The sequence below is a fragment of the Mesorhizobium sp. ANAO-SY3R2 genome (assembly GCF_042466635.1).
Classification (GTDB): domain Bacteria; phylum Pseudomonadota; class Alphaproteobacteria; order Rhizobiales; family Rhizobiaceae; genus Aminobacter.
Map to the genome: position 1 here is coordinate 32,813 of NZ_CP159953.1, position 10,770 is coordinate 43,582.

9 protein-coding genes are annotated in these 10,770 nt (G+C 63.7%); 6 read left to right on the forward strand and 3 right to left on the reverse strand.

What is annotated here, in order from left to right; translation table 11 throughout:
• The first annotated feature begins 67 nt into the window (after positions 1-67).
• The 6 genes from ABSY17_RS01425 (at position 68) to ABSY17_RS01450 (ending at position 6,257) form a co-directional block, all read left to right on the forward strand.
• Entirely contained in the window at positions 68-541 is a 474-nt protein-coding gene (locus ABSY17_RS01425; RefSeq protein WP_378941442.1) for a hypothetical protein, read from the forward strand.
• A gap of 174 nt (positions 542-715) precedes the next feature.
• Positions 716-1,555 carry a MurR/RpiR family transcriptional regulator gene (locus ABSY17_RS01430; RefSeq protein ID WP_378941444.1) on the forward strand — a complete coding sequence of 280 codons (840 nt, stop codon included), beginning with the start codon at positions 716-718 and terminating at the stop codon, positions 1,553-1,555.
• A 20-nt stretch (positions 1,556-1,575) separates the two neighbouring features.
• A complete protein-coding gene (locus ABSY17_RS01435) occupies positions 1,576-2,697 on the forward strand; it encodes a substrate-binding domain-containing protein (RefSeq protein ID WP_378941446.1) in 1,122 nt (373 codons plus the stop codon).
• 136 nt (positions 2,698-2,833) lie between these two features.
• Positions 2,834-4,558 carry an ABC transporter permease gene (locus ABSY17_RS01440; protein ID WP_378941713.1) on the forward strand — a complete coding sequence of 575 codons (1,725 nt, stop codon included), beginning with the start codon at positions 2,834-2,836 and terminating at the stop codon, positions 4,556-4,558.
• Complete coding sequence (locus ABSY17_RS01445; protein ID WP_378941449.1) at positions 4,555-5,652, forward strand: ABC transporter ATP-binding protein; 1,098 nt, start codon at positions 4,555-4,557, stop codon at positions 5,650-5,652. Before ABSY17_RS01440 ends, ABSY17_RS01445 begins: the two co-directional genes overlap by 4 nt.
• A complete protein-coding gene (locus tag ABSY17_RS01450) occupies positions 5,652-6,257 on the forward strand; it encodes a histidine phosphatase family protein (RefSeq protein ID WP_378941452.1) in 606 nt (201 codons plus the stop codon). Before ABSY17_RS01445 ends, ABSY17_RS01450 begins: the two co-directional genes overlap by 1 nt.
• Positions 6,258-6,335: 78 nt before the next feature.
• Here the strand turns inward: ABSY17_RS01450 and ABSY17_RS01455 are convergent, their stop codons facing one another.
• The 3 genes from ABSY17_RS01455 to ABSY17_RS01465 form a co-directional block, all read right to left on the reverse strand.
• On the reverse strand, positions 6,336-8,129 hold the full coding sequence (locus ABSY17_RS01455) for an ABC transporter ATP-binding protein (RefSeq protein ID WP_378941454.1): 1,794 nt from the start codon (positions 8,127-8,129) through the stop codon (positions 6,336-6,338).
• 63 nt (positions 8,130-8,192) lie between these two features.
• On the reverse strand, positions 8,193-9,137 hold the full coding sequence (locus tag ABSY17_RS01460) for an acetamidase/formamidase family protein (protein ID WP_378941457.1): 945 nt from the start codon (positions 9,135-9,137) through the stop codon (positions 8,193-8,195).
• Positions 9,127-10,755: an ABC transporter substrate-binding protein gene (locus tag ABSY17_RS01465; RefSeq protein WP_378941459.1), complete on the reverse strand. Its 1,629-nt coding sequence runs from the start codon at positions 10,753-10,755 to the stop codon at positions 9,127-9,129. The genes ABSY17_RS01460 and ABSY17_RS01465 overlap by 11 nt, the downstream gene beginning before the upstream one ends.
• Positions 10,756-10,770: the final 15 nt, after the last annotated feature.

Sequence of the window (10,770 nt, forward strand, 5' to 3'; positions counted from 1 at the left end):
CGTTCCTGCGGAAGCGGGCGCGGTGAACGACCCGGATATGACCCCACGCTGCCGTAAGGTGACTGACATGAATTCTACTGAAAATCCATTTGCCAACGATCCAGACCGCGCTGCGATCTGGGACATGCTCGTCCGCCGCGACATCGCGGCCTTCGTCTCGCAGGACTGGGGCATGGTCGCCGACGATTTCGACGAACATCGCTTCCTTGGCATCCACGCCCACAACTCGCTCAATCCGGACGATTGGAGCGCCGCTTTCCCTGCCCTTTCAGTCTATCGCGACGAATGGCTTCGCCAGGCGGCGGAGTCGGCGGCAGTCGCCTATGCCGAGTCTCTTGCCGACGGTATCTTCCGCGCCACGCGCCTCGACGAGATCGACATCAACGGTGACGTCGCGGTGGCGCGGAAGAAATTCGACGGCACCATCAGGCGCGCCGACGGCAGCGTGGACCAGCTGAACTGGCAGACGGCGTATTTCTGCCGCAAGGCCGGCGATCGTTGGAAGATCACCGGCTTCGTCGGCTACATGAAGTACAAATGAAGGTACGCGGGCCGTACTGATCGCCCGCCCAGCCATTGCGGACGCGCCCATTCGGGCATCTCCTCATTTCGCCGTGCCAGTCGACTGCAAGATCGACAGGGTTGCCTTGCACAGCTTTGCACTTGACTGCAAGACACCTTGCGATGTATGAATCATCTGCAATATGGATGCAAGATGATGACGCTGCTGGATCGCATCAAGAGTCATTCGACCCGCCTCACCGAGGCCGACCAGCGGCTTGTATCGGCACTGCTCGAAAACGCGGCCGAGGCTGCCTTCCTGTCGAGCGCCAGGCTCGCCGAACGCGCCAGCGTGCACGAAGCAGCAACCACCCGGCTGGCCCAGAAGCTTGGCTTCAAGGGCTACCCCGAACTGCGCTCGCAGCTTCAGCGCGAACTGGTCGAAAGTCAGGATGCGGCCGAGCGCATGCGGCGGTCGGTTGCCAAGGTGGAGCATGGCGACTTCCTGCTCGACTTGATCGGCAGCGAGATCGCAGCGCTTGAGCATCTAAGGCTTGCCGTCTCGCAGGAGAGCATCAACAAGGCAGCTGACATGATCGTCGATGCCAAGCGGGTATTCCTGTTCGGACAGGGCCACGCGGAATCGATCACACATTTTCTCAGGCGCCGGCTGGACCGCTTCGGTATGACGACGGTCGTGCTCGAGGGACGCGGCCGAGACATCGCCGAGCGCGTCGTTGGCATGTCGAAGGACGATCTCGTACTGGCTCTGGCCTTCCGAAAGCAGCCGGCCGGCTACGCCCCGCTCATCGAGCACTGCCACTCGCTGGGCGCCAAGGCCGTGCTGGTTACCGACCTTGCCGGCACCATGATGCAGCCCGAAGCCGATCTGGTTCTGGCGGCGCCGCGCGGCCGCTCGGGCAGCGAGTTCCAGACCCCGACGGTGCCCTTCGCCATCGTCAACGCCGTCCTTCTGACGATTGCCAGCCGCCACCAGACGCGCGTCATGGGCGCACTGGAGCGACTGTCCGGACTATTTGAAGAATTCGATTGAGAAAACCTGGGAGGGAAAACATGCTCAAGTCGATGAAATTGGCGATGGTTGCGGCCGTCGCGATGCTTCCGATCGCCGCCAGTGCGGCCGAACTCGACGCCATGAGTGCAGCGGAACTGCTGCCGCTGGCGCAGAAAGAGGGCAAGGTCACCGTCTTCTCGCTGTCCAGCCGCATCGCCAAGATCGAGAAGGCGTTTGAAGAGGCCTACCCCGGCATCGATCTTGTCGGGCTGGACATGAGCTCGGTCAAGCAGATCGCCCGCGTGGTCGCCGAGCAGGACGCCGGCGTCAATGCGGTCGACGTGCTCTACATTGCCGACACGCCGGTGGTCTATGAAGACTTGGTCAAGACCAACCGCGTTCATCCCTACATTCCGCCGCGTGTTGCAGGCGAGCTTGCCGACGAGCACAAGACCCCGCTGCTGACCCAGCGCCTGTCGACCAAGGTCCTGATGTACAATGAGGCAGCAAACCCCAACGGCTCGCCGGTCAAGAACCTGTGGCAACTGACCACGCCGGAGTGGAAGGGGCGCGTTCTCATGGTCGATCCAATGCAGCGCGGTGAACTGCTCGACCTGCTCGTCGAGTTCTCCCTGCATCCCGACGAGATGGCCAAGGCCTACCAGGCCCAGTTCGGCAAGCCGATCACCGTTGACAGCGATCTCGAGGGCGCGGGCGAACAGTTCATCCGCGACCTGTTCAATAACGACCTCGTGCTGGTGCCCAATTCCGATGCCATCAACAAGGCCATCGGCGACAAGGCCGGGACCAATCCGCCAGTCGGTTTCGCCACCTACTCCGACCGTCGCGACAATGAAAAGGAAGGCTGGGCTCTGCAGGTTGCCAATGATGTCGAGCCGGCCAACGGCATCCTGTTCCCGGCGGTGCTGGCGCTGGTCGACAAGGCGCCAAACCAGGCAGCCGCGCGCCTGCTGATCGACTTCATGATGGGCGACGACTCGCCGACGGGCGGCAAGGGCTTCGAGCCCTTCAACGTGGCTGGCGACTACGCCGTGCGGCCTACGGTGACGGACAGCCCGGATTCGGTGCCGCTCAAGGAGCTCAAGGCCTGGCGCATCGACCCGGTCAAGACGGCTGCTGCCCGCAAGCGCATCGCCGACCTTGTGCTGACGCTGCAATGAGACCTCGCGGGCCGGTGCCTCGCCGCACCGACCCGCCTCGGCCTATCCGCCCGGACCGTCACTCGTCGCGAGTGACGGCCAACGGTCTTCCGCCGATCCTGCAAGAGAGATTGTCATGTCCGCCGTCGCAACATCCATGTTGTCCCGGAGAGGCTTTTTGCGCTCCGACACGCTCGTTCCGATCATCCTGATCCTCATTGTTACCGTCCTCGTCATCGCTCCGCTGATCAAGATCGTGCTGTCCACGCTCACCGCCGACGGGGTCGATGCATGGCGCGACGTGCTCGTCAGCAAGATGTCTGAAAATCTTTGGTGGCGGCCCCTTTGGAACACTGTCCTTCTGGGCGTCGGCGTTGCTGCCGGCTGCATTTTGATGGGTGGCTTCCTCGCCTGGCTGGTCGTGTTGACCGACGTTCCGGCCCGCAAGGCGCTCGGCCTGCTCGCCACCTTGCCCTTCATGATCCCGAGCTTCGCCGCAGCCCTTGCTTGGGGTGCCTTGTTCCGCAACAGCCGGCTTGGCGGTTCGGTCGGCTTTTTCGAGGCCAACGGCTACATCGTGCCCGACTGGCTCGCCTGGGGCCTGGTGCCGACGCTGATCGTGCTCATTGCACACTACTATTCGCTCGCCTTCACTGTCATTTCGGCTGCACTGAGCTCGGTCGGCGCCGACCTAGTCGAGGCGGCACAAGTCGCGGGCGCCAAGCGCTCGCGTATCTTCTTCGGTATCATCTTGCCGGTCGTTACACCGGCCCTCATCGCGGCAGCTTCACTCACCTTCGCCGGTGCCGTGTCGAATTTCGCGGCCCCTGCCCTTCTTGGCCTGCCGGTCAGGATGCAGACACTTTCGACCCGCCTGTTCGGCATGATCGAAACCGGCCAGACCGAGCGTGGTTTCGTCATTGCACTGCTTCTGATCGCTGTCTCCGCCTCCTTCCTGTGGACCGGCGAGCGCGTCGTCGCCGGGCGCAAGAACTATGTCACCGTCACCGGCAAGGGCGGCCGCACCAAGCGCTTTCCGCTCGGCAAGTGGCGTTGGCCGCTATTTGCGGTGGCCGTTCTGATGTGCCTGCTCACCACCTTCCTGCCGGCCATCATCCTCACCGCCTCGAGCTTCGCCCTTCAGAACGGCTCGCTGTTTTCCAACTGGACGACGCATTTCTGGATCGGCGAAGGCGGTACCGACATGGCGCAAGGCCAGGCCGGGATTTTTCGCAATCCGGTGCTGATTGAAGCGTTGTGGACGACGCTCAAGCTCGCCGTGACAGTGGCCCTGACGACCATGGCGCTCGGCCTGGCGCTTGCCCATACGATCGCCCGCAACAAGGGAACGGTGCTGGCAACCCTGCTCGGACAGGTGTCCTTCACCCCCATTCTCGTTCCCAGCATCGCGTTTGCCGCGGCCTATATCGCGCTCTTCGGCGCGCCGATCGGCCCCCTGCCCTCTCTCTACGGCACCTTCTTGCTGCTCGTTCTGGCTGCCTCTGCCCACCTGTTGCCTTATGCAGTGCAGTCGGGTCGTTCTGTGCTCGGCCAGATCTCGGCCGACATCGAGGAAAGCGCGCGGCTGACGGGGGCCGGCTTCTTTCGCCGCATGGGCGCGATCATCATGCCGCTTGCCATTCGCGGCCTGCTGGCCGGGGCGCTTCTGGTCTTCGTCAAGATCGTGCGGGACCTGTCGCTGGTGGTGCTGTTGTTCACTGCGACCTCGCCGGTGCTCAGCATGCTCGCCTACCGTTATGCGTCCGAAGGCTTCATGCAATTCGCCAACGCCATCACCATGGTGATCCTCGTCCTCTGCGTCGTTGCCACCCTGCTGGCACACCGCCTGCAAAATCGCGTCCAGAAGTGGAAAACCGCATGAGCATCGCAAACGGCAAGCCCGTACCGGCTATCGAGATCCGCAACATCACAAAGCGCTTCGGCGGCTTCACCGCAGTCGACAATGTCGACATCGCGGTTCCACAAGGCGCTTTCCTGGTGCTGGTCGGCCCCTCGGGCTGCGGCAAGTCCACCCTGCTGCGCATGCTGGCTGGGTTGGAGACGCCGAGCGCTGGCGAAATGACCTTCATGGGTCGCACCGTCTCTGACGGCACCCGTGGCCTGGTGGCGGATGCCGGCGCGCGCAATGCCGGCCTGGTGTTCCAGAGCTACGCGCTGTGGCCACATATGACCGTGGCCGGCAACATCGAGTGGCCGCTCAAGGTGGCGCGCTTGAGCAAGGCCGATCGCGCTGCACGCGTCGAGGAAGTGCTTGGCCTGCTCGGCATCTCGTCACTCAAGGAACGCTACCCCGCCGAGATCTCAGGCGGCCAGCAGCAGCGCGTGGCGATAGCCCGCACCATCGGCCCCAAGCCGAGCATCCTTTTGTTCGACGAACCGCTCTCCAATCTCGACGCAAAGCTGCGCATCGAGATGCGCAGCGAATTGATGCGCATCCACCGCGCAACGGGTGCGACTTCCGTCTATGTCACCCACGACCAGGTCGAGGCGATGACCATGGCAAGCCACGTCGCAGTCCTCAACAATGGCAGGGTCGAGCAGTTCGGTGCGCCGCTTGAATTGCTGGAGGATCCGCGCACGACTTTCGTAGCCACCTTCCTCGGCACGCCGCCGGCCAATCTGATCGAAGTATCGAAAAGTGGCGACGGCCTTGTCTATGAGGGCCAGTGGCTGGCCGATGCAAGGCGCGCCGCAGCACAGGACGGCGTACAGCTTCTCTACCGGGCCCACGACCTGATGGTCGGCGAAGTGCCGGGACGGCCAGCGATCACGGCTCGCTTCGAGGAGGCGGCGCCGATTGCCGGCCGTACGATGGTGACGGCCTTTTCGGGCGGCCGGCGCCTGACCGCCATGGCCGACGGATATTTCCGAGCCTCAAGCGGTGACCACATACGCCTCAGCTTCCTGGGTGAGCCGAGCGCGGTTTTTGCAATGTCTGGTGAAAGGATCAACTGATGAGATTGGTAATGGTGCGGCACGGCGAGACGACATGGAATGCCGAGCACCGGCTCCAGGGCCATGACAACGCGCCGCTTTCGGCCCGTGGGATAAGGCAGGTCCAGAGCTTCGCGGCCTTTGCCAAGGCCATGGCGCCCGATCACGTCGTTGCTTCCGATCTTGGCCGCACGCGCCAGACGGCCAAGCTGCTTGGCTATGCGGATGCACCTCTGGACCCCCGCCTCCGCGAGATCGACATGGGCGATTGGACCGGCCGTATCAAGCACGAGCTGGAGGCGGAGCGGCGCGACGAATATACGGCCTGGCGCGCTGGTACTTTCACGCCGTCACAGGGCGAGCCATGGGCGGATTTCTGCGCTCGCATCGTCGAGGGCTTCAGGGACTGCCTGAGAAGATGCAACGGCGACACGCTCGCCATCGTCCATGGCGGGGTCATTCGCGCTGCCTGCCATGCCTTCCTGGGGCTGCCGCCGTCGCGCGTCGTCCCGGTGACACCAGGCACTGCGACTATTCTGAGCTTCGACGCAGCCGATGCGCCGACCGCGCGACTGGAAGCCTATAACATCGCAGCTTTCACCCCCGATTTCGACGCGCCGGACTGATCGAGAAGATCAGAATTCCCGTGATGCAAATGGCGGAGGAAACTGGTTAGCGGCGAGCCACAGGGAACGCCTTCACCCTCAACTCGTCCAGACCGTGTGGCCATCGCCGACATCCTGCGCGACCAGCACAGGCGGCACGTAGTCGAGGCCCTTGACCGGGCTCGGCAACTCACCTTCGTTGCGCAGGAAGGGCTTGCGGGCGCGATCTGGATCGGCGACCGGCACCGCCGCCATCAGCCGCTTGGTGTAGGGGTGCTGCGGGTTTTCGAACACCTGCGCACGCGTTCCCGTCTCGACGAAGCGGCCCATATACATGACCGCGACGCGATGGCTGATCTGCTCTACCACCGCCATGTCGTGGGAGATGAAGAGATAGGAAATCCCCGTCTCGTTCTGGATGTCCTGCAGAAGATCGAGCACCTGCGCCTGGATCGACACGTCGAGCGCGGCGACACTTTCGTCGGCGACGATGACTTTTGGCGACAGCGATAAAGCCCGGGCGATGCAGATGCGCTGCCGTTGCCCGCCGGAGAACTCGTGCGGGTAGCGCTTCATCTGGTCGGCCGACAGGCCGGTGCGCTTGAACAGGTATTCGACGCGGTCGTTGAGCTCGGAGCCCGAGGCCAGGCCGTGGATGACCAGCGGCTCGGCCACGAGATCGCCGACCCGCATACGCGGATCGAGCGAGGCATAAGGATCCTGGAAGATCATCTGGATGTCGCGCAGCACCTGCTTGCGCGCAGCCCCGGAAAGATTGGCCGTCTCCTTGCCGCTGACGCGGATGTTGCCGCGCCAGGGAATGAGATTGAGCAGCGCCTTGCCGGTCGTCGACTTGCCGCAGCCGGATTCGCCGACCAGCGACAGCGTCTCGCCCTGCCTGATCTGGAACGAGACGCCTTCGACCGCATGCACGCGCTTGACCGGGCGCTGCAGGATGCCGCCCTTGATGTCGAAGCGCACGACGAGGTTTTCGACGTCGACGACTGCCGCCTTGGCATCCGGCTTTGCGGCTGACGCATCCTTTGGCGTCGCCGGCGCGCGCTTGGGCTGGGTGGTGCCGGTCATCTCGCCGAGCCGCGGCACGGCGGCGAGCAGCCCTTTCGTGTAGTCGGCGGCGGGCGCCTGGAAGATCTGCTTCAGCGGGCCGGCTTCGACCTCCCTGCCCTGGTTCATGACCAGAACCTTGTCGGCCATCTCGGCAACGACACCCATGTCGTGGGTGATGAGGATGACCGAAACGCCGTTGTCAGCCTGCAGCTTGCGGATCAACGCCAGGATCTGCGACTGCACGGTCACGTCGAGCGCGGTGGTCGGCTCGTCGGCGATCAGGATCTGCGGGTTCTGGGCCAGCGCGATCGCGATCATCACGCGCTGGCGCATGCCGCCCGAAAGTTCATGCGGATACTGGTCGAGCCGGCGCGATGCATCCGAGATCTGGACGTGGTCCAGCAGTTCCTTGGCCTTACGGCGCGCTTCGCCTGCAGACACCGGAGCATGCGCGGAAACGGCCTCGGCCAGCTGCCGCCCGATGGTCAGCACCGGGTTCAGCGAGGTCATCGGCTCCTGGAAGATCATGCCGATGTGCCTGCCGCGCACCTGGCGCATCTGGCTTTCGGAAAGCGTCAAAATGTTCTGGCCGTTGAGTATGGCCTCGCCCGAGGCAACGCGCGCCATGGGCTTGGGCAGGAGTTGCATCAGCGACAGCGCGGTCATCGACTTGCCCGATCCGCTTTCGCCGGCGATGCACAGCGTTTCGCCGCGTCCGAGCTCGAAGGACAGGCGGTCGACCACGATCTTCGCGCCCTGCGGCGTCGCCACCTGGGTCACGAGATTCCTGACGCTGAGCAGCGTATCCTGCTGTGGCTTGTTCATGCTGCTAATTGGCTCCGAGAGAAAAACAAGCGGCGCGGGGTGCTGGCCCCGCGCCGCATGGCACTATTCGAACACGATGCGCGGGAAATAGAACGACACCACCCAGTTGGGCATGTCGACGATTTCACTGATCCTGAGATCACCGCAGACCGAGCACAGCATGTAGGCGTCTTCCGCCGACAGGCCGTGCCGCTTGCCGAGCAGGTCGACCATGTTGGCCACCGCAGCCTTGGCGCCGCTCATCAGGTCGGGACCGATGCCGGTGGTGACCTCGTAGCCCTTGGCATCGAGATGGCGGGTGACCGGTCCCGGCGTGGTGAAGCGCGGCATGGACAGGTTGGCGTCCTTGACCACCTCGAGCGTCAGCGCCACGTTCATCGCGCTTTCGATCGCCGTGCCGCAGACTTCGCCGTCGCCTTGGGCGGCATGCGTGTCGCCGATGGAGAACAGCGCGCCCTCTACCTCGATGGGCAGGTAGAGCGTGGTGCCCGCCGCCAGATCGCGAATGTCGAGATTGCCGCCGACCCGCCTGGGCGGGACCACCGAATGCAGGCCCGGTTCAGCCGGTGCGACACCGATGGTGCCGGCAAATGGCTTCAGCGGAACCCGCGCGTGCTTGCCGAACAGCGCAGGCTCGAGTGTCGCGGGATCATACTTCCACAGCGCCAGCGCCGGTTCCTTGAACTGGTCGGCAAGCAGGCCGAAGCCCGGAATGTTCGCCGTCCAGCCAAAGCCCGAAGGCTCGAACTGGTGGATGGTGATCTTCAGGGCATCGCCCGGCTTGGCCCCATCGACATAGATGGGACCGGTGACCGGGTTGACCTTGGAGAAGTCCAGCGTCGTCACGTCGGCGACGGTGCTGTCGGGCGTGAACTGCCCGGAGCCGCTGTCGAGACATTCGAACTTCAGCGTCGAGCCCGGCGCCACCGTTTCCGCGGGCGGGATCGAACGATCCCACCCGAAGTGATGATGCCGGCCGTGGATGGTGTAGTCGCAGTTACTGCACATCTTTTGCGTAGACCTGATCGTAGTTGACGGGGATGTGGACCGGATCGACGAAGAGGTTGTCGGCGCCGCCGATGCGCGACGAGCGGATCGTGAAGCGTTCTTCGTTGAACACCGGCGCCCACGGGGCGTCTTCCATGATCTTCAGGTAGATGTCGCGCCACATGGCTTCGCGCTCTTCCTTCTTGGCCGGATCGACGATCGAGTCGGCCTCGGCGGCCTTCTTGTCGAGATCCTCGTTGCAGTACCACGACCAGTTCCAGCCGCCCTGCACCGCACCGCCGCAGCCGAGGATCGGGCCGTAGAAGTTGGACGGATCCGGGAAGTCGGCGATCCAGGCCATGCCGCCCGACCAGATCATCGGAGCGCCGTCCGGCTCGCCGCCGGCGGCGATCACGTTGGCCTGCGCCAGCGACTTGATCGAGGCCTTGATGCCGATGGCGGCTAGATCCTGCTGGATCGCCTGGGCGATGCGCGGCTGCGGATCGGTGTTGGCGACGAACAGCTCGGTCTCGAAGCCGTCAGCGAAGCCAGCCTCGGCGAGCAGCGCCTTGGCCTTCTCGATGTCATGAGGGTAGCCCTGGTAGTCCTTGGCATAGCCCGGCATCGACGGCGGCAGCGGCTGGTTGGCCGGAATGGCGCGCCCGTTGATGATGCGGACGATGCGATCCTTGTTGATCGCCATGTTGACGGCCTGGCGCACCTTGACGTTGTCGAACGGCTTGATCTTGACGTTCATCGTCACGTAGCCGGTGTGCAACTGGCCGCCCTGAATGATCAGGTCCTTGAAGTTCGGGTCGTTCTTCACCTCGACGAACTTTGCCGGCGGGATGCCGTCGCCGGGCACGTCGACCTCGCCCTTCTGCAGGCGCAGCAGCGCCACGATCGGCTCCTGGCCGACCTCGAAGGTGATCTGGTCGAGCTTCGGCAGGCCCGTGTTCCAGTAATCCTTGAAACGCTCGAAGACGAGCTTCTGGCCTAGCGTCCATTCGGCCAGCTTGAAGGCGCCGGAGCCGACCGGGTGCTTGCCGAAGTCGGTGCCGTATTTCTCGACCTCTTCCTTTGGTACAACATGGGAGAAGTTGATGGCCAGGACATGGAGGAAGGTCGCGTCGGGACGCGAGAGCTCGAACTTGATGGTGTAAGGGTCGACGACGGTGATGCCGGAGAGGCCCTCGGCCTTGCCGGCCGAAGCCTCCTCGAAGCCGACGATGGAGCCGAAGAAGCCGGCGCCGGGGCTCTGGGTCTTCGGGTTGACGACGCGGTCGATCGAATACTTGACGTCTTCGGCGGTCAGCTCGCGGCCGTTGTGGAACTTCACGCCCTTGCGCAGCTTGAAGGTGAAGGTCTTGCCGTCCTCGGAGATGGTGTAGTCCTCGGCGAGGTCCTTCTTCAGCGTCGTCGTGCCGGGCTCGTAGTCCATCAGGCCGTCGAACAGCGACTTGATCATCGACCAGTTCTGCCAGTCGTAGCCGATCGCCGGGTCGAGCGTGGAGACGTCGTCCTTGTAGGTGACGATCATTGAGCCGCCCTGCTTGATGTCATCGGCGGATGCCGGGCCTGCGAATGCCAGGGCCAGGGCTGCAAAAGCAGCGCTCTTGAGAAGCTTATTCTTTGTCATTGCCGTTCCTTTTCT

Excerpts from the sequence above, each read along its gene's own strand:
- ABSY17_RS01425 (WP_378941442.1), top strand. The coding sequence starts at position 68 with ATGAATTCTACTGAAAATCCATTTGCCAACGATCCAGACCGCGCTGCG.
- ABSY17_RS01430 (WP_378941444.1), top strand. The coding sequence starts at position 716 with ATGATGACGCTGCTGGATCGCATCAAGAGTCATTCGACCCGCCTCACC.
- ABSY17_RS01435 (WP_378941446.1), top strand. The coding sequence starts at position 1,576 with ATGCTCAAGTCGATGAAATTGGCGATGGTTGCGGCCGTCGCGATGCTT.
- ABSY17_RS01440 (WP_378941713.1), top strand. The coding sequence starts at position 2,834 with ATGTTGTCCCGGAGAGGCTTTTTGCGCTCCGACACGCTCGTTCCGATC.
- ABSY17_RS01445 (WP_378941449.1), top strand. The coding sequence starts at position 4,555 with ATGAGCATCGCAAACGGCAAGCCCGTACCGGCTATCGAGATCCGCAAC.
- ABSY17_RS01450 (WP_378941452.1), top strand. The coding sequence starts at position 5,652 with ATGAGATTGGTAATGGTGCGGCACGGCGAGACGACATGGAATGCCGAG.
- ABSY17_RS01455 (WP_378941454.1), bottom strand. The coding sequence starts at position 8,129 with ATGAACAAGCCACAGCAGGATACGCTGCTCAGCGTCAGGAATCTCGTG.
- ABSY17_RS01460 (WP_378941457.1), bottom strand. The coding sequence starts at position 9,137 with ATGTGCAGTAACTGCGACTACACCATCCACGGCCGGCATCATCACTTC.
- ABSY17_RS01465 (WP_378941459.1), bottom strand. The coding sequence starts at position 10,755 with ATGACAAAGAATAAGCTTCTCAAGAGCGCTGCTTTTGCAGCCCTGGCC.